The organism is Pseudomonas sp. C2B4, from assembly GCF_013359695.1.
GTDB lineage: Bacteria > Pseudomonadota > Gammaproteobacteria > Pseudomonadales > Pseudomonadaceae > Aquipseudomonas.
In genome coordinates this window covers 63,343-82,065 of sequence record NZ_JABFMU010000016.1, presented here as the reverse complement: position 1 = coordinate 82,065, position 18,723 = coordinate 63,343, and the positions used below count along the sequence as shown (strand labels likewise).

The 18,723-nt window shown below is 58.5% G+C and carries 17 protein-coding genes; 12 read left to right on the top strand and 5 right to left on the bottom strand.

The window, feature by feature from the left end; translation table 11 throughout:
- Window positions 1-10 precede the first annotated feature (10 nt).
- A complete protein-coding gene (locus tag HNQ83_RS13330) occupies window positions 11-466 on the top strand; it encodes a transposase (RefSeq protein WP_175389385.1) in 456 nt (151 codons plus the stop codon).
- A 54-nt stretch (window positions 467-520) separates the two neighbouring features.
- On the opposite strand, the gene HNQ83_RS13325 is transcribed toward HNQ83_RS13330, so the two are convergent.
- Complete coding sequence (locus tag HNQ83_RS13325) at window positions 521-1,129, bottom strand: TetR/AcrR family transcriptional regulator (RefSeq protein ID WP_175389384.1); 609 nt, start codon at window positions 1,127-1,129, stop codon at window positions 521-523.
- Between the two features lie 134 nt (window positions 1,130-1,263).
- Between HNQ83_RS13325 and HNQ83_RS13320 the strand changes: the two genes are divergently transcribed.
- Entirely contained in the window at window positions 1,264-2,178 is a 915-nt protein-coding gene (locus HNQ83_RS13320; RefSeq protein WP_175389383.1) for a DUF808 domain-containing protein, read from the top strand.
- A gap of 139 nt (window positions 2,179-2,317) precedes the next feature.
- On the opposite strand, the gene HNQ83_RS13315 is transcribed toward HNQ83_RS13320, so the two are convergent.
- Together HNQ83_RS13315 and HNQ83_RS13310 are read right to left on the bottom strand one after the other, a co-directional pair.
- Window positions 2,318-3,106, bottom strand: a complete 789-nt coding sequence (locus HNQ83_RS13315) for an MlaA family lipoprotein (protein WP_175389382.1) — start codon at window positions 3,104-3,106, stop codon at window positions 2,318-2,320.
- Entirely contained in the window at window positions 3,099-4,397 is a 1,299-nt protein-coding gene (locus HNQ83_RS13310; RefSeq protein WP_175389381.1) for a serine/threonine protein kinase, read from the bottom strand. The genes HNQ83_RS13315 and HNQ83_RS13310 overlap by 8 nt, the downstream gene beginning before the upstream one ends.
- A gap of 223 nt (window positions 4,398-4,620) precedes the next feature.
- On the opposite strand from HNQ83_RS13310, the gene HNQ83_RS13305 reads away from it, so the two are divergent.
- Complete coding sequence (locus HNQ83_RS13305; RefSeq protein WP_175389380.1) at window positions 4,621-4,989, top strand: hypothetical protein; 369 nt, start codon at window positions 4,621-4,623, stop codon at window positions 4,987-4,989.
- Window positions 4,990-5,115: 126 nt separating this feature from the next.
- Here the strand turns inward: HNQ83_RS13305 and HNQ83_RS13300 are convergent, their stop codons facing one another.
- Window positions 5,116-6,711, bottom strand: a complete 1,596-nt coding sequence (locus HNQ83_RS13300) for a beta (1-6) glucans synthase (RefSeq protein WP_175389379.1) — start codon at window positions 6,709-6,711, stop codon at window positions 5,116-5,118.
- On the opposite strand from HNQ83_RS13300, the gene HNQ83_RS13295 reads away from it, so the two are divergent.
- The 4 genes from HNQ83_RS13295 (at window position 6,668) to HNQ83_RS13280 (ending at window position 10,068) form a co-directional block, all read left to right on the top strand.
- A complete protein-coding gene (locus HNQ83_RS13295; protein ID WP_175389378.1) occupies window positions 6,668-6,907 on the top strand; it encodes a hypothetical protein in 240 nt (79 codons plus the stop codon). The genes HNQ83_RS13300 and HNQ83_RS13295 overlap by 44 nt on opposite strands.
- A 105-nt stretch (window positions 6,908-7,012) precedes the next feature.
- Complete coding sequence (locus tag HNQ83_RS13290; RefSeq protein ID WP_175389377.1) at window positions 7,013-7,858, top strand: glycine betaine ABC transporter substrate-binding protein; 846 nt, start codon at window positions 7,013-7,015, stop codon at window positions 7,856-7,858.
- A gap of 243 nt (window positions 7,859-8,101) precedes the next feature.
- Entirely contained in the window at window positions 8,102-8,413 is a 312-nt protein-coding gene (locus HNQ83_RS13285) for a DUF485 domain-containing protein (RefSeq protein ID WP_008052644.1), read from the top strand.
- Window positions 8,410-10,068, top strand: a complete 1,659-nt coding sequence (locus tag HNQ83_RS13280) for a cation acetate symporter (RefSeq protein ID WP_175389376.1) — start codon at window positions 8,410-8,412, stop codon at window positions 10,066-10,068. The genes HNQ83_RS13285 and HNQ83_RS13280 overlap by 4 nt, the downstream gene beginning before the upstream one ends.
- A gap of 640 nt (window positions 10,069-10,708) precedes the next feature.
- On the opposite strand, the gene gltA is transcribed toward HNQ83_RS13280, so the two are convergent.
- Entirely contained in the window at window positions 10,709-11,998 is a 1,290-nt protein-coding gene (gltA, locus tag HNQ83_RS13275; RefSeq protein WP_116263112.1) for a citrate synthase, read from the bottom strand.
- Window positions 11,999-12,362: 364 nt separating this feature from the next.
- Between gltA and sdhC the strand changes: the two genes are divergently transcribed.
- From sdhC to HNQ83_RS13250, 5 genes are all read left to right on the top strand, one after another.
- Entirely contained in the window at window positions 12,363-12,737 is a 375-nt protein-coding gene (sdhC, locus tag HNQ83_RS13270; RefSeq protein WP_083348457.1) for a succinate dehydrogenase, cytochrome b556 subunit, read from the top strand.
- A complete protein-coding gene (gene sdhD / locus HNQ83_RS13265) occupies window positions 12,731-13,099 on the top strand; it encodes a succinate dehydrogenase, hydrophobic membrane anchor protein (RefSeq protein WP_007977503.1) in 369 nt (122 codons plus the stop codon). Before sdhC ends, sdhD begins: the two co-directional genes overlap by 7 nt.
- A gap of 3 nt (window positions 13,100-13,102) precedes the next feature.
- Window positions 13,103-14,875 carry a succinate dehydrogenase flavoprotein subunit gene (gene sdhA / locus HNQ83_RS13260; RefSeq protein WP_175389375.1) on the top strand — a complete coding sequence of 591 codons (1,773 nt, stop codon included), beginning with the start codon at window positions 13,103-13,105 and terminating at the stop codon, window positions 14,873-14,875.
- A gap of 11 nt (window positions 14,876-14,886) precedes the next feature.
- Window positions 14,887-15,591: a succinate dehydrogenase iron-sulfur subunit gene (locus HNQ83_RS13255; protein ID WP_175389374.1), complete on the top strand. Its 705-nt coding sequence runs from the start codon at window positions 14,887-14,889 to the stop codon at window positions 15,589-15,591.
- A 261-nt stretch (window positions 15,592-15,852) separates the two neighbouring features.
- A complete protein-coding gene (locus tag HNQ83_RS13250; protein WP_095195652.1) occupies window positions 15,853-18,684 on the top strand; it encodes a 2-oxoglutarate dehydrogenase E1 component in 2,832 nt (943 codons plus the stop codon).
- The last annotated feature ends 39 nt before the right edge of the window (window positions 18,685-18,723 follow it).

Below are 18,723 nucleotides of genomic sequence, written 5' to 3'. Positions count from 1 at the left end.
GGGCAAAGGAATGCCTGAGTTGTCTGCTTCACACCGCCTGCGCATCGGTCGCTATGCCGAGCAAAATCGCATCTACCTGCTGACTGCAAACACCCTGAAAAGGGAACCTGTGTTCTGGGACTACACCCTTGGCAGATTGGTTGTTCGCCACTTTAAGCAAGCACAGGATGAAGGCTTTGCCGACTCTTTGGCCTGGGTAGTCATGCCCGATCATTTTCATTGGTTGATTCAGCTGAACAAAGGCTCGCTGGGGCAATTGATGTGTCAGACCAAATCTCTGAGCACCCGAGCAATCAATGCGGCAACTGGCAGAACAGGCAGTCTTTGGCAGCAGGGTTTCCACGACCATGCTTTGAGAAAAGAAGAAGATCTGGTGAAACTGGCTCGGTATGTAGTGGCTAATCCATTGCGGGCGGGGTTGGTGGAAAAGCTCGACTATCCATTGTGGGATGCGATCTGGGTTTGACAGATGTACCGAGTTGTCTTCATTCGCGGGCTTGTTCGCGAATGGGGGGGCGGATTATTTGTCCGGCTCACACCCCTTGAGCACCAACCGGATGATCGTCTGCGCCGCCGCTTCATAATCTTCCTCATCCAGCTTGGCCTTGCCCGTGATGGCCGTGATTTGCCAGTCGAAGTCGGCATAGGTCTGGGTCGCGGCCCAGATGCTGAACATCAGGTGATTGGGATCGATGGGGGCGATCTGGCCGCGGTCGATCCAGGTCTGGATGCAATCGATGTTGTGCTTGGCCTGGCCGTTGAGCTGTTCGACCAGGTCGGTGCTCAAATGCGGCGCGCCGTGCATGATTTCGCTGGCGAATACCTTGGAAGCAAACGGCAGGTCGCGGGAGATGCGGATCTTCGAACGGATGTAGCCGCTCAGGACTTCGCTGGGCACTCCGTCAGGATTGAACGGCGTCGAAGCCTGGAGGATCGGCTCGATGATGCTTTCCAGGACCTCGCGGTAGAGGTTTTCCTTGGATTTGAAGTAGTAGTAGACGTTGGGCTTGGGCAATCCCGCCTTGGCTGCGATGTCGCTGGTTTTGGTCGCAGCGAAGCCCTTGTCGGCAAACTCTTCACTGGCGGCACGCAGGATCAGTTGTTTGTTGCGCTCGCGGATAGTGCTCATAAACCAGGTGGTTCCTTGCCTGTTCTGGCGGTTGCGCATGGTAGCACCGGCCTTTGGCGGCGCTCAAGAAAGCTCCGTGCGGCGCCGGGCCGCGCTATGCTGCACGGCATTCATTACAGAAGGAAACCCGATTCATGGCAGGAAGCAGTTTGCTGGTGCTGATCGACGACATCGCCGCCGTACTCGACGATGTGGCGTTGATGACCAAAATGGCCGCCAAGAAGACCGCCGGCGTTTTGGGCGACGATCTTGCGCTCAATGCCCAGCAGGTCAGTGGCGTGCGTGCCGAGCGGGAAATCCCGGTGGTCTGGGCGGTCGCCAAGGGTTCGTTCGTCAACAAGCTGATCCTCGTGCCGTCGGCCTTGGCCATCAGCGCGTTCATTCCGTGGCTGGTCACGCCGTTGTTGATGCTCGGCGGCGCTTACCTGTGCTTCGAAGGGTTCGAGAAGCTCGCCCACAAGTTTCTGCACAGCAAGGCCGAAGATCAGGCCGAGCATGCCGAACTGGTGGAGGCGGTGGCCGACCCTGCTGTGGATCTGGTGGCGTTCGAAAAGGACAAGATCAAGGGCGCGATCCGCACCGACTTCATTCTCTCGGCGGAAATCATCGCCATCACCCTGGGTGTCGTGGCCGATTCGGCGCTGACCCAGCAAGTGGTCGTGCTCTCGGGGATCGCCATCGTCATGACCGTCGGCGTTTATGGGTTGGTGGCGGGTATCGTCAAGCTCGATGACCTGGGGCTGTGGCTGACGCAAAAGCCCGGGCAGATCGCCAAAAGCATCGGCGCGGGGATTTTGCGCGCGGCACCGTACATGATGAAAAGCCTGTCGGTGATTGGCACCGCGGCGATGTTCCTGGTCGGTGGCGGCATCCTCACCCACGGCATACCGGTGGTGCATCACTGGATCGAGAGTGTCAGCGCGGGGGCGGGCGGTGCCGGGTTTATTGTGCCGACGTTGCTTAATGGGCTGGCAGGGATTGTGGCGGGGGCAGTGGTGTTGGTGGGGGTGATGGCTGTCAGCAAGATCTGGAAAGCGCTTAAAGGCTGAGGCTTGCTTCCTTCAGCGACACATAACAACTGTGGGAGCGAGCCTGCTCGCGAATGCGGTGTATCAGACAACCATGATGGTGACTGATAAGCCCATTCGCGAGCAGGCTCGCTCCCACAGTGTTTTGTGCTCGCAGTAATTACTCGGCAATCTGCAACTTGCGCGATTCGGTGTACACGTAACGCACCTTCTCGTACTCGAACGGCGAGTTCAGCTGGCCATAGCGGAAGCTGGTCTGATAGCGCTTGTCGACGCCGCGCAAGATCCAGACTTCCGGATGGTTGGAGCTGACCTCGGCAACGTTGAGGAAGTTGATCGCGTTCTCGGCGCTGAAATCGACCACCAGCCCGCCCGTGTCGCGCAGGTTCGATGGGCCGAGGATCGGCAACACAAAGTAGGCGCCGGCTGGAACACCGTAGAAGCCCAGCGTCTGGCCGAAGTCTTCGTTCTGCCGTGGCAGGCCCATGGCGGTGGCCGGGTCCCACAGGCCGGCGATGCCGATGGTGGTGTTGAGCAGCAACCGTCCGGTGATTTCCATCGAACGCTGGCCCTTGAACTGCAGCAGGCTGTTGAGCAGATTCGGCACATCGCCGATGTTGTTGAAGAAGTTGCTCACACCGGTGCGCAAGAAGCTTGGCGTGATGTAGCGATAGCCATCGACCACCGGAAGGAACACCCATTGATCGAACCGGTAGTTGAAGTGGTAAACGCGCCGGTTCCACTCTTCCAGCGGGTCGTAGACGTTCAGCGCGCTGAGGGTCGAGCGTTCGAACTCGCGCTGATCCAGCCCTGGGTTGAACTTGAGTTTGCTCAGTGGCTCCTTGAAGCCGTCACTGTCGACGACCACGGGGGCGTTGGCTTTGCTGTTGTCGGCATTGGCAGCGGTTGCACAGAGTAACGCGGCGATTAGCAGGAGGTATTTAGCCACGGAAGAACTCCAGCATGGCGTCGCTGTTGACGCGGTAGTTAAGGTTGCCGCAGTGGCCGCCCAGCGGGTAAACGGTCAGGCGATCGCCAAAGGTCTTGCGCAGGAATCCGAGGTCCCCCGGGCCGAGGATCACGTCGTCGGCGTTGTGCATGACGGCGATTTTCGGGCTGTTGCGCAGGTAATCCTCGAGCGCATACAGGCTCACCTGGTTAATCAGTTGCAGCAGGCTGCCGCCATCGGTGCGGGCACGCCACATCGGGATCACTTGCTCGGTGATGTAGCAATCGAAGTCGCACTGCAGCGCGCGCTTGAGATACGGCGTGAGGCTGGTGCCTTCGGTGATCGGGGTTTTCGGTGGGGTGATGAGGCCGCGGCGGTTGATCAGGTCCGAGGTGAAGGCGATGTCGGCCGCCGAGAAGCGGAACGAAGTGCCGATCAACATGGCCATCTGTTCGTTGCTCAGGTGCTGCTTGGACTGCTGGAAATCGTAGAGCAGTGCATCGTTGAGGTCGATGTATCCCTTCTGCTGGAAGTAACGGGTCAACTTGTTCAGCACCAGCTCATAGAAGGTGGTGGTGTTGGTGATGCCCTTGACCTCGGTCTGGACCAGTCTGTCGAGGTTGGTGATCGAGGTGTAGAGATTGACTGGCGGATTGAGCAGCAGCACTTTCTTGAAGTTGAAACTGCGGCGGGTTTCATCCAGATGCGCGACGAATGCCGCATCCAGTCCACCCAGGCTGTAGCCCGTCAGGTAGTAATCGGTGATCGGCAGCTTCGGGTTTTGCGCCCGCACGGCCTGCATCACACGGTACATGTCTTCGGCATCGTCCTTGGTGATGCCGGGCGTGGCAAAGCGTGACGCGGCGCTCATGAAGTCAAAGCTGGTGGGCGATGACAGTTGCACCACGTGGTAGCCGGCCTTGTAGTAAAGCTTTTTCAGGTATTCGTTAAGGCTGCTGTCGTAGCGCGCGCCGGTGCCGGCGATCAGGAAAATCAGGGGGGCGGCTTTATCCTGGGTGGCGATGCGATAGGTGAGTTTCTTCACCGGCCAGAAGTTGTCGGGCAACTCGAATTGACGCTCCGGCCGCAACGTGACGCTGCGATCCGATTGATCGATGTCGTCGTCCAGCGGCAGTTCCGGACGCAAATCCGGCGGCGTCGTGGCGATGGTCGCTTCGAACGGGTTGGTCAAGGGATAGCCATAACTGGCGGCGTCGATGTCGACCGCCAGTGCGGACGCACTCAGGATAAGGCCGCTAAACAGCGCGGCGAAGCGCAAGGAACGGAGCATGACTAAATCCCTTAGAGAAGGTGCCGAATGAAGTTCGCAGGCTATGACCACTGGATTTGCGCCAAAGTGCCACGCATCGGCACCAAACAGGCCTAATTCAAAGTAATAGTAGCTGGACGATACACTTTGCAGCGATTGGATGACCAGTTAACTGTTGTTAGCGCTTGCGTAAGGCTGCCGGGCGATTAAGCTGGCCGCCGTTTTCGCTTTATTGGAGTGCTCCATGTCCCGCCGTTTGCCCGTGATCCTGCTGCTCGTTTTGCTGCCTTTATGGCTGGCCGCCAGTTATGGCGCGCGTTATGGCTTCATGGAGGATGCGCAATGGGTGGGCCTCTGCGTGGATGAGGCGAGCCGCTGGGAATGCCAGGTCCGTTCGAACCTCGGACTGATGATTCACTTCGGGGTACTGGGCTGGAGCGCGTTGGCCGCCGCAGTGATCGGCTTCGTGCTGCCAGGACGGGCAGGGTGGTGGCTGGCGGTGTTGGCGCTGGTGCTCGGGTTACCGGCGCTGGCGTTGTACAACACGACGCTGGCAGTGTTTGCGGTGGTGATTGCGGGGTTGCGGTTGGTCAGGGCGCCCCGTAGCGCCTGATAGTCAGCCTTCGCGAGCAGGCTCGCTCCCACAGTTGATCTCCATCGAGCACATTTATTGCATACGACCAAAATCCAATGTGGGAGCGAGCCTGCTCGCGAAGACGTTGGCAAGCTCGCTGAAAGATTAAGCGTTGCGAGCCCGCAAGCTGCGCCACAACGCCGCCACCATCAACACGCTCACCAGCGCCCAGCCCCAGGCCTGCTGGTTCTCCAACCCTTCGCGGTACAGTTGTGGCGCAATGCCGGCGCCGATGATGAACGTCAGCAGAGCAATCTCCCGACGCGGTACGCTCACCGGGCGGCACAGATAAACCAGTGCAGGAATGATGAACGCCACGCTCGGGAAGCTGCGATAGCGTGGGTCGAAGACCAGTTCCAGCATCATCACTGCCGCCGCAAACCCCGTCACTGCCAGCAACCAGCCTGAACGACGTTCGAGCACATTGAATGTCCATCCACGCCAACCGGCGCGAGGGCTCAAGGTCAGCGCGGCGTGGGCCAACACCAACAGGTTCAACGCCGTCAGCAACGCGACCCAAAACCACTCGCTGGCAAAACGCGTGGTGACGCGGGCCAGATCACCCCAGGCGCCAATCGAGCAAGCTGCCAAGGCGCCCAGCAACGGCAGCACCAATGCCGCGCGAGTGCTGCGTACACGGCCGCCGAGGATCAGCGTACCGACGAAGATCAAACCGCCCACCATCAACCACTGAGACCAGTACGGTACGTTCGACACGGGACCTGCCAGTACGCCCTTGTCCTGGCGGTCGGCATCGAACAACCCCCAGTACCCGCCAACCGCACCTTCGCTGGCGCGTTTCCAGGGTTGGTCGAAGGCTTCGATCAGGTTGTAATGCCAGCCTTCCTGTTCGGCCATGGCGACAAAACCGCGAATGAATTTGGCTTCATTGACCCGGCTCGGCAGGGCGGTTTCACGCTGGCGGCCTTCGCTCGGCCAGCCGGTTTCGCCAATCATCACGTCCTTGGGCGCGAATTTGTTGCCGAACACCTGGCGTACTTGCGCCACGTGTTGCAGGGCCGCATCGATGTTCGAGGGATCGTCTTCCCAGTACGGCAACAAGTGGATGGTCAGGAAGTCCACCGCCGGCGCGATTTCCGGATGCTTGAGCCAGAACTCCCAGACGTCGGCGTAAGTAACGGGCTGTTTGACCTGGCTCTTGACCTTGGTGATCAGCCGGGCCAATTGCGCGCCGGTGACTTCCTTGCGCAGCAGGGTTTCGTTGCCGACGATCACTGCGGTTACCACGTCCGCGTTGGCGTTGGCCGAGGCGATCAATAGATCGACTTCTTTCTCGGTGTCCACCGGGTTGCTGTTGACCCAGGCGCCGATCATCAGCTTCAACCCGTGCTTGCGCGCCAGATCGGGCAAGGCTTCGAGGCCGGTCATGGAGTAGGTGCGGATACATTCGAAGCTCTTGGCCAGCAGCGCGAGGTCGGCGTCCATGCGCTCGGGGCGCAAGTTGAACGGCACATCGAACGGCGACTGGTCCTTGTCGAACGGGGTGTAGGAGGCGCATTGCAACTTGTGCGTCGGCGTGGCGGCGTCCGGCAGGATGACCGGTTTACCGAGGCCGTACCAGAAACCGCCGAAGGCAAACAGTCCAAGCAGGCAGGCGAAGAGATAGGCAAAAAAAGGAAAGCGGGATGTCGCGGGCATGGTCAGGCCGTCTGGGAGCAAAGCGGCGCATGTTACCTGCATTTTCCGCGTGCTTGGTGGCCTGCATGATTTTGACATGCAAAGTTCGGGCGGATCACCCGAAGCGTTTGTCTGGCGCGGGATTAATGGCGTTCTGATGTCGTTTCTCGATGCCTTGAGGTCGCTGGCAGAGAAGGTCGCGTTGAGCGTCAGGTTGATTATCGAAGGCGTCAGTACCCTGGTTGATAAATCGCGCTGATGTTCGAACGAGTTTGCGGTGGGCGTGATGGGGGCGCTGTGCACCATAACAATACGTTGAAGCGACTCGGCACCCGTCGAGCGCAGCACTTTCGGGGAAGTAACGATGAAGATGCGACGACTTTTAGGCGCAGGTGCCGCTCTGGCATTTGCGATGGGCTCCACATTCGCCAGCGCCAAGGAAGTGACCATCGGTTACGTTGACGGCTGGTCCGACAGTGTCGCGACCACCCACGTGGCCGCTGAAGTAATCAAGCAAAAACTCAATTACGACGTGAAGCTACAAGCCGTTGCTACCGGGATCATGTGGCAGGGCGTGGCCACTGGCAAGCTCGATGCCATGCTGTCCGCCTGGCTGCCGGTGACTCACGGTGATTACTGGGCCAAGAACAAGGATCAAGTCGTCGACTACGGTCCGAACTTCAAGGACGCGAAGATCGGTTTGATCGTGCCGGAGTACGTCAAGGCCAAGTCCATCGAAGATCTGAAAACCGACGACAGCTTCAAGAAACGCATTGTTGGCATCGACGCCGGTTCAGGCGTGATGATCAAGACCGATCAGGCGATCAAGGACTATGACCTGACCGGCTATCAGAACAAAGCCAGTTCCGGCGCCGGCATGATTGCCGAGCTGACCCGTGCCGAGAAGAAAAACGAATCCATTGCCGTGACCGGTTGGGTGCCGCACTGGATGTTCGCCAAGTGGAAACTGCGTTTCCTCGAAGACCCGAAAGGCGTGTATGGCGCGGCTGAAACCGTGAACAGCATCGGCAGCAAAGAGCTGGCAACCAAGGCGCCGGAAGTGGCCAAGTTCCTGAAAAACTTCCAGTGGGCTTCGAAAGACGAGATCGGCGAAGTCATGCTGGCGATCCAGGAAGGCGCCAAGCCTGATGCCGCAGCGAAGGATTGGGTGGCCAAGCATCCGGAGCGCGTGGCTGACTGGACCAAGTAATAACAAAGCTTACGCTTGACCCTGTGGGAGCGGGCTTGCCCGCGAATGCGATCTGCCAGTTGACTGAGTTGTTGGCTGACAAAACGCCTTCGCGAGCAATCCCGCTCCCACAGTTGTTTATGGTGTGCTGGTAAATGGCGAAAACGTCATGTGGTTCTAAGACTAAGGTCGTCTGGAACCTGTTTCGCAGCCGCATAGAGTGGATACCGTTCCAACTCAATCTGTGCTGCGAGGATAAAAACAATGAACGACAGCATTTACCTCTCGATTCAAAACAGTCCGCGATTCAAGGAGCTGGTGAGCAAGAGGGAGCGATTCGCCTGGATTCTTTCGGCGATCATGCTAGGGCTTTACTCCGGATTCATCCTTTTGATTGCGTACGGGCCGCAGGTGCTGGGGGCGAAAATCAGCCCTGAGTCCTCGATCACCTGGGGTATTCCGATCGGTGTCGGGCTGATTGTTTCGGCCTTCATCCTGACCGGTATTTACGTGCGACGCGCCAATGGCGAATTCGACGACCTGAACAATGCGATTCTCAAGGAGGCTCAGCAATGATCCGGCGTCTAATGGCTCTTTTGAGCATCGCAGCTTTCGCACCTGGCGCCTGGGCGGCTGACGCCCTGACCGGCGCCGTGCAGAAGCAACCGCTTAACGTGTCCGCGATCCTGATGTTCATCGCTTTCGTGGGTGCGACCCTGTGCATCACCTACTGGGCTTCCAAGCGCAACAATTCGGCAGCTGACTACTATGCGGCTGGCGGCAAGATCACCGGTTTCCAGAACGGCCTGGCCATTGCCGGCGACTACATGTCCGCCGCATCCTTCCTGGGTATTTCCGCGCTGGTGTTCACTTCCGGCTACGACGGCCTGATCTACTCGATCGGCTTCCTGGTGGGCTGGCCGATCATTCTGTTCCTGATCGCCGAGCGCTTGCGTAACCTGGGTAAATACACCTTTGCCGACGTGGCGTCCTACCGCCTCGGGCAAACCCAGATCCGTTCGCTGTCCGCCTGCGGTTCGCTGGTGGTCGTGGCGTTCTACCTGATCGCGCAAATGGTCGGTGCCGGCAAGCTGATCCAGCTGTTGTTCGGCCTGGACTACCATGTAGCGGTGATTCTGGTTGGTATCCTGATGTGTGCCTACGTGCTGTTCGGCGGCATGCTGGCGACCACCTGGGTGCAGATCATCAAGGCTGTACTGCTGCTGTCCGGTGCCTCCTTCATGGCGTTGATGGTGATGAAACACGTCAACTTCGACTTCAACATGCTGTTCTCCGAGGCCATCAAGGTTCACCCGAAAGCTGAAGCAATCATGAGTCCGGGCGGCCTGGTGAAAGATCCGATCTCGGCGTTCTCCCTGGGCTTGGCACTGATGTTCGGTACCGCTGGCCTGCCGCACATCCTGATGCGCTTCTTCACCGTGAGTGACGCCAAAGAAGCTCGCAAGAGCGTGCTGTACGCAACGGGTTTCATTGGCTACTTCTACATCCTGACCTTCATCATCGGCTTCGGCGCGATCCTGCTCGTCAGCACCAACCCGGCCTTCAAAGATGCTGCCGGTGCGTTGCTGGGCGGTAACAACATGGCGGCGGTGCACCTGGCCAATGCGGTCGGCGGCAGTGTCTTCCTGGGCTTCATCTCGGCGGTAGCCTTCGCGACCATTCTGGCAGTGGTGGCCGGCCTGACTCTGGCTGGTGCCTCGGCGGTGTCTCACGACCTGTACGCCAGCGTGATCAAGAAGGGCAAGGCCAACGAGAAGGATGAAATCCGCGTCTCGAAAATCACCACCATCGCGTTGGCTGTGCTGGCAATCGCACTGGGTATCCTGTTCGAAAGCCAGAACATTGCGTTCATGGTCGGCCTGGCGTTCTCCATCGCGGCGAGCTGCAACTTCCCGGTCCTGCTGCTTTCCATGTACTGGAAAAAGCTGACCACTCGCGGCGCCATGATCGGCGGCTGGTTGGGGTTGGTGAGTGCTGTGGGCCTGATGGTGCTTGGTCCAACCATCTGGGTGCAGATCCTTCATCACGAAAAGGCAATCTTCCCGTATGAATACCCGGCGCTGTTCTCGATGATCATTGCCTTTATCGGGATCTGGTTCTTCTCGATTACCGACAAGTCGACGGCGGCTGACAATGAGCGGGCGCTGTTCTTCCCGCAGTTCGTTCGTTCGCAGACTGGTCTGGGGGCGAGTGGGGCGGTTTCGCACTAAGGCTTCAGCGATTTATATATAAGCTGCGTTAAAAATGAATGCCCCGGTCGTGAGATCGGGGCATTTTTTGTGGGCGGTTATCGGACGTTATAGGCGTGAGGTTTGATTTTGGAGGTGGTGACCGGGTACATATCCATTGCTGCGGTAACGGCCACTGGCGGTTTCGCCCTTACGGCGACTTACTTTTTTTTCAAACGCCAAAAAAAAGATAAGCAAAAAAAGGCTCGCCCCGAGCGTCCGGCCCCTCGCTAAGGCTCGGTGTTCCTTCGCTTCGGCATTCATCCGGGGACACTGCCCTCCGGTTGGCTTCGCTGCACCTGCATGCAGCGTGTTCGACTGCGTCGAACGGCGCTGCGCGCCACTCCCCGGATGAATGCCTCCACTCAGCCTTCCGAAGGGGCGGGTGGATCAAGATCAAAAGCCAAAGCCGAGGCCAAGGCCAAGGCCAAGGCGAGCAGCAGTGCACCCCTGTGGGAGCGAGCCTGCTCGCGAAAGCGGTGTGTCAGCCAGCATGGATTTCGGATGTCATGCCGCCTTCGCGAGCAGGCCCGCTCCCACAATGAAATCGCCGATCAAACAAAAACGGCCTCTATATAGAGGCCGTTTCCGGTGCAGCTAAGACGTTATCGCAAGACAGGTCTTATTTGCGGTCTTCCAGCTTGGTGATGTCACGCGACTCGTAGCCGGTGTACAGCTGGCGCGGGCGGCCGATCTTGTACGGGCTGGAGAGCATTTCTTTCCAGTGGGAGATCCAGCCGACGGTCCGCGCCAGGGCGAAGATCACGGTGAACATGCTGGTTGGAATGCCGATCGCCTTGAGGATGATCCCCGAGTAGAAGTCGACGTTCGGGTACAGCGAGCGCTCGATGAAGTACGGGTCGGTCAGCGCGATCTCTTCCAGGCGCATGGCCAGTTCGAGTTGCGGATCGTTGGTGATGCCCAGTTCCTTCAGCACTTCGTCGCAGGTCTGTTTCATGACGGTGGCGCGTGGGTCGCGGTTTTTGTAAACGCGGTGACCGAAGCCCATCAGTTTGAACGGGTCGTTCTTGTCCTTGGCCTTGGCGATGAACTTGTCGATGTTCGAAACATCGCCGATTTCATCGAGCATGGTCAGTACGGCTTCGTTGGCGCCGCCGTGGGCAGGGCCCCACAGTGCAGCGATACCGGCGGCAATACAGGCGAACGGGTTGGCACCCGAAGAACCTGCCAGGCGCACGGTGGAAGTCGATGCGTTCTGCTCGTGGTCGGCGTGGAGGATGAAGATCCGGTCCATGGCCTTGGCGAGCACCGGGCTGATCGGTTTGATCTCGCACGGGGTGTTGAACATCATGTGCAGGAAGTTTTCCGCATACGACAGGTCGTTGCGTGGGTACATCATGGGTTGGCCCATGGAGTACTTGTAAACCATCGCTGCCAGGGTCGGCATCTTGGCAACCAGGCGGATCGCGGAGATTTCGCGATGCTGCGGGTTATTGATGTCCAGGGAGTCGTGGTAGAAGGCCGAGAGGGCGCCGACTACACCGCACATGACAGCCATCGGGTGGGCGTCGCGACGGAAGCCGTTGAAGAAGGTCTTCAGCTGCTCGTGAACCATGGTGTGGTTCTTGACGGTGCTGACGAACTGGGCCTTCTGTTCTGCGGTCGGCAATTCGCCGTTGAGCAGCAGATAGCAGGTTTCCAGGTAGTCCGACTTTTCAGCCAGCTGTTCGATCGGGTAGCCGCGGTGCAGCAGAATGCCGTTGTCGCCGTCGATATAGGTGATCTTCGACTCGCAGGAGGCGGTCGACATGAAACCAGGGTCAAAGGTAAAACGGCCCGTGGCCGTCAGGCCCCGAACATCGATAACATCGGGACCAACGGTGCCGGTTAAAATGGGCAGCTCGACGGGGGCTGCGCCCTCGATGATCAACTGCGCTTTTTTGTCAGCCATGTGGCCTCCTATTTATGCTTGAAATCATCAGACAGACCCCCCACGCAGGGCCCGCACCACTATAGTGAGATAAATTCGAATGTCAATTTGCCTAAAGTCTTGCTCCAGAAGGCTTTAACCCGACTTTTTTCTCGAAATTGCCTGCCATTTACGCCTTTTATGCGAGTTGTGCAATCCGCTATTTGGGGTAGGTGTTTGCGTTGTCATTAGTAGCCTAACTGTCTATACTCGGCGACCGACCGCCAAGGGCTTTTGGGCTTGCTTTCATTGGGGGTCGCATCCCTGGGTGGTGGTTACCTGACCAGTGCACTCCCCAACAACTTTGCCCTGATTGTTAGGGGCTCTTCAGTGTGAAAAAAAAGCCGTGAAAAGCCAACGACCTGTAAACCTAGACCTAAGGACCATCAAACTCCCCATCACCGGCGTTACGTCGTTTCTTCACCGTGTTTCCGGCATCATCCTCTTCCTGGGCCTGGGCTTCATGCTTTATGCATTGGGCAAATCCCTGGGTTCCGAGGAAGGTTTTGCCGACGTGAAGGCAACCTTGACCAGCCCTCTGGCCAAGTTCGTAGCATGGGGCCTCCTGTCCGCTCTCCTGTATCACCTGGTAGCCGGTGTGCGCCACATGATTATGGACATGGGCATCGGTGAGACGCTGGAAGGCGGCACGCTGGGCTCGAAAATCATTATCGCCGTATCTGCGGTGCTGATCATTCTGGCGGGAGTTTGGATATGGTAACCAGCGTTACGAACCTGTCGCGTTCGGGCCTCTATGATTGGATGGCACAACGTGTGTCTGCGGTTGTTCTCGCGGCTTATTTCATCTTCCTGATCGGATACCTCGCAGCGAACCCGGGCATTGGTTACGACCAATGGCACGGCCTGTTCGCCCACAACGGGATGCGTATCTTCAGTCTGCTGGCCCTCGTTGCCCTGGGCGCTCACGCCTGGGTCGGCATGTGGACCATCGCGACCGACTACCTGACGCCGATGGCATTGGGCAAGTCCGCGACTGCAGTGCGTTTCCTTTTCCAGGCAGTATGCGGCGTCGCGATGTTCGCTTACTTCGTCTGGGGTGTGCAGATTCTCTGGGGTATCTGATTCATGGCTAACATTCCAACGATTTCTTTCGACGCCATCATTATTGGTGGTGGCGGTGCCGGCATGCGCGCAGCGCTGCAACTGGCTCAAGGCGGTCACAAGACTGCCGTGATCACCAAGGTGTTCCCGACCCGTTCGCACACCGTATCGGCACAGGGCGGCATCACTTGCGCCATCGCGTCGGCCGATCCGAACGATGACTGGCGCTGGCACATGTACGATACCGTCAAGGGTTCCGACTACATCGGTGACCAGGACGCTATCGAATACATGTGTCAGGAAGGCCCGGCCGCTGTTTTCGAGCTGGACCACATGGGTCTGCCGTTCTCGCGTACCGAAACCGGCCGTATCTATCAGCGTCCATTCGGCGGTCAGTCGAAGGACTACGGTAAAGGCGGGCAGGCTGCCCGTACTTGCGCCGCGTCCGACCGTACCGGTCACGCGCTGCTGCATACCCTTTATCAGGGCAACCTGAAAGCCGGTACCACGTTCCTGAACGAGTACTACGCTGTCGACCTGGTGAAGAACCAGGAAGGCGAGTTTGTCGGTGTGATCGCGATCTGCATCGAAACCGGTGAAACCACCTACATCCGCGCCAAGGCAACTGTTCTGGCAACCGGCGGTGCAGGTCGTATCTACGCTTCCACCACCAACGCCCTGATCAACACCGGTGACGGCGTCGGCATGGCACTGCGTGCAGGCGTTCCGGTGCAAGACATTGAAATGTGGCAGTTCCACCCGACCGGTATCGCCGGCGCCGGTGTACTGGTGACCGAAGGTTGCCGTGGTGAAGGTGGATACCTGATCAACAAGCACGGCGAGCGTTTCATGGAGCGTTATGCTCCGAACGCCAAAGACCTTGCCGGTCGTGACGTTGTTGCCCGTTCGATGGTTAAAGAGATCATTGCCGGTAACGGTTGCGGTCCGAATGGCGACCACGTAATGCTTAAACTCGACCACCTGGGCGAGGAAGTGCTGCACAGCCGTCTGCCAGGCATCTGCGAACTGTCGAAAACGTTTGCTCACGTTGACCCGGTTGTTGCTCCGGTTCCGGTTGTTCCGACTTGCCACTATATGATGGGCGGCGTTGCCACCAACATTCACGGTCAGGCGATCACTCAGGATGCCGATGGCGTCGACACCATCATCCCTGGCCTGTTCGCTGTAGGCGAAGTGGCTTGCGTATCGGTTCACGGTGCCAACCGTCTGGGCGGCAACTCGTTGCTCGACCTAGTGGTCTTCGGCCGTGCTGCCGGCCTGCACCTGGAAAAGGCGCTGACCGACGGTATCGAATACGACGACGCGACCGAAGCCGATATCGAAGCTGCTCTGGCACGCCTGAACGCGCTGAACAGCCGTACCGATGGCGAAGACGTAGCAACCCTGCGTCGCGAGCTGCAAAGCTGCATGCAGAACTACTTCGGTGTGTTCCGTACCGGCGAATACATGCAGAAGGGTATTGCCCAGTTGGCCGATCTGCGCAAGCGCATCGCCAACGTCAAGATCAACGATAAGTCGCAGGCGTTCAACACTGCACGTATCGAAGCCCTTGAACTGCAAAACCTGCTGGAAGTGGCTGAAGCTACCGCCATCGCTGCCGAAGTACGTAAAGAGTCCCGCGGTGCTCACGCCCGTGAAGACTTCGAAGACCGTGACGACGAAAACTGGCTGTGCCACACCCTGTACTTCCCGGGTGACAAGCGCGTCACCAAGCGTGCCGTGAACTTCTCGCCGAAGACTGTTCCGACTTTCGAACCTAAAGTCCGGACTTATTAAGGGTGCCCGCCATGTTGCAAGTCAGTGTTTATCGTTACAACCCTGATCAGGACGCTGCGCCGTTCATGCAGGAATTCCAGGTCGATACCGGTGGTAAAGACCTGATGGTGCTGGACGTGCTCGCACTGATCAAAGAGCAGGACGAAGGTTTCTCCTATCGTCGTTCCTGCCGTGAAGGCGTTTGCGGCTCCGACGGCATGAACATCAACGGCAAGAACGGCTTGGCGTGCATCACGCCGCTGTCCGCTGTCGTAAAAGGTAACAAGTTGATCGTTCGTCCTCTGCCAGGCTTGCCGGTTATCCGTGACCTGGTCGTCGATATGAGCATCTTCTACAAGCAATACGAGAAGGTTAAGCCATTCCTGCAGAACGACACGCCGGCTCCGGCCATCGAGCGTCTGCAGTCCCCTGAAGAGCGTGAAAAGCTCGACGGTCTGTACGAGTGCATCCTGTGCGCTTGCTGCTCGACCTCTTGCCCGTCCTTCTGGTGGAACCCGGACAAGTTCCTGGGTCCAGCTGCCCTGCTGCAAGCGTACCGCTTCCTGGCAGACAGCCGTGACACCAAGACATCCGAGCGTCTGGCTGCGCTGGATGACCCGTTCAGCGTATTCCGCTGCCGCGGGATCATGAACTGCGTCAACGTATGTCCGAAGGGCCTGAACCCGACTAAGGCCATCGGTCACATCCGTCACATGCTGCTCTCGAGCGGTGTGTGATACAGCTGTTGTACCCGTAAGACCGCTGTAAACGTAGAGGCTAAGGCGCGGGCTTCAACCCGCGTCGTAGCTATAACCAGAGCAGCAGCTTAAAAGGCTGCGGCTCTTATTTTGAAGAAATGAGACAAGCAGGGGCATCCGGGCTGGTACCCGGACTATCAGTGTGATCCTAGTGGCTTGTTTTGGTCGCTGCATTTGGACTTCTGCAAGTTTGCTCGGTGTCGACACCGGTGGTGTTCCCCTAACCGAGGGTGACCAAGCATGCAAGAAAGCGTGATGCAGCGCATGTGGAACAGCGCCTACCTATCCGGTAGTAACGCTGCCTATGTGGAAGAGCTCTACGAGCTCTACCTGCACGACCCTAACGCTGTGCCAGAAGAGTGGCGCACCTACTTCCAGAAGTTGCCTGCCGACGGCAACTCTGCCACCGATGTTTCGCACTCCACAATTCGCGATCATTTCGTCTTGCTGGCAAAGAACCAGCGCCGCGCCCAACCGGTTTCCGCCGGTAGCGTGAGCAGTGAGCACGAGAAGAAGCAAGTTGAAGTGCTGCGACTGATCCAGGCCTACCGTATGCGTGGCCACCAGGCAGCCCAGCTTGACCCGCTGGGGCTGTGGCAGCGTACTGCACCTGCAGACCTGTCGATCAATCATTACGGCTTGACCAATGCCGATCTTGATACGACCTTCCGTGCCGGCGACCTGTTCATCGGCAAAGAGGAAGCGAGCCTACGCGAAATTCACGAAGCGTTGCAGCAGACATATTGCCGCACCATCGGCGCTGAGTTCACGCACATCACCGATTCCCAGCAGCGCCAGTGGTTCCAGCAGCGTCTGGAAAGCGTGCGTGGCCGTCCGACGTACTCCGCCGACATCAAGAGCCATCTGCTTGAGCGCGTCACTGCCGGTGAAGGCCTGGAAAAATACCTGGGTACCAAATACCCGGGCACCAAGCGTTTCGGTCTGGAAGGCGGCGAGAGCCTGATTCCGATGCTCGACGAGCTGATCCAGCGTTCCGGTTCCTACGGCACCAAGGAAATCGTCATCGGCATGGCCCACCGTGGCCGTCTGAACGTGCTGGTCAACACCTTCGGCAAGAACCCGCGTGAGCTGTTCGACGAGTTCGAAGGCAAGAAAAAGGTCGAGCTGGGTTCCGGTGACGTTAAGTACCACCAGGGCTTCTCGTCCAACGTCATGACCACCGGCGGTGAAGTTCACCTGGCCATGGCATTCAACCCGTCCCACCTGGAAATCGTTTCCCCGGTGGTCGAGGGTTCGGTTCGCGCCCGTCAGGATCGTCGCAACGACCCTACCGGCGAGAAGGTTCTGCCAATCTCCATCCACGGTGACGCGGCATTCGCCGGTCAGGGCGTGGTGATGGAAACCTTCCAGATGTCGCAGACCCGCGGTTTCAAGACCGGCGGCACCGTGCACATCGTGATCAACAACCAGGTCGGTTTCACCATCAGCAACCCGTTGGACTCGCGTTCCACCGAGTACGCTACCGACGTCGCGAAAATGATCCAGGCGCCGATCCTCCATGTAAATGGTGATGATCCGGAAGCCGTTTTGTTCGTGACCCAGTTGGCCATCGACTACCGCATGCAGTTCAAGCGTGATGTGGTGATCGATCTGGTCTGCTACCGTCGTCGCGGCCATAACGAGGCTGACGAACCTAGCGGCACCCAGCCACTGATGTATCAGCAGATCACCAAGCAGCGCACCACCCGTGAGCTGTATGCCGATCGTCTGACCCAGAGCGGTGTGATGGACGCAGAGCGCGTTCAGGCGAAAGTCGACGAGTACCGCAACGCGCTGGACAACGGTCTGCACGTGGTGAAAAGCCTGGTCAAAGAGCCGAACAAAGAGTTGTTCGTGGACTGGCGTCCGTATCTGGGCCACGCCTGGACCGCGCGTCACGACACTCGCTTCGACCTGAAGACCTTGCAGGAACTGTCCGCCAAGCTGCTGGAAATTCCGGAAGGCTTCGTGGTTCAGCGCCAGGTTGCCAAGATCTACGAAGACCGTCAGAAGATGCAAGCCGGCGGCCTGCCGATCAACTGGGGTTATGCCGAAACCATGGCATACGCGACCCTGGCGTTCGAAGGTCACCCGATCCGCATGACTGGCCAGGACATCGGCCGCGGTACGTTCTCGCACCGTCATGCCGTGTTGCACAACCAGAAGGACGCGGGCACCTACGTGCCGTTGCAGAACCTGTACGACGGTCAGCCACGCTTCGACCTGTACGACTCGTTCCTGTCCGAAGAAGCGGTACTGGCGTTCGAATACGGTTATTCGACCACCACGCCAAACGCCCTGGTTATCTGGGAAGCCCAGTTCGGCGACTTCGCCAACGGTGCCCAGGTGGTTATCGACCAGTTCATCACCAGTGGCGAGCACAAGTGGGGCCGTCTGTGCGGTCTGACCATGCTGCTGCCGCACGGTTATGAAGGTCAGGGGCCGGAACACTCCTCGGCTCGCCTGGAGCGTTACCTGCAACTGTGCGCAGAGCACAACATTCAGGTGTGCATGCCGACGACGCCGGCTCAGATCTACCACTTGCTGCGCCGTCAGGTGATTCGCCCGCTGCGCAAACCATTGGTAGTCCTGACTCCGAAGTCGCTGCTGCGTCACAAGTTGGCCATCTCGACGCTGGAAGATCTGGCCGAAGGTTCGTTCCAGACCGTTATCCCGGAAATCGATGCCCTGGACCCGAAAAAGGTCGAGCGCATTGTTCTGTGCAGCGGCAAGGTCTACTACGACCTGCTGGAAAAACGCCGTGCCGAAGGCCGTGACGATATCGCCATCGTGCGTATCGAGCAGCTGTACCCATTCCCTGAGGACGACTTGAACGAAGTCCTGGCTCCTTACACCAACGCCAAGCATGCCGTCTGGTGCCAGGAAGAGCCGATGAACCAGGGCGCGTGGTACAGCAGCCAGCACCACATGCGTCGCAGCATCAGCAACCTCAACAAGTCTCTCGTACTCGAGTACGCGGGCCGTGAGGCTTCTGCTGCACCTGCATGCGGTTACGCATCGATGCACGCCGAGCAGCAGGAACAACTGCTGCAAGACGCCTTTACCGTTTAATGCCTTCGCGCACCTGAAACCGAATTTAAGGAACCACAG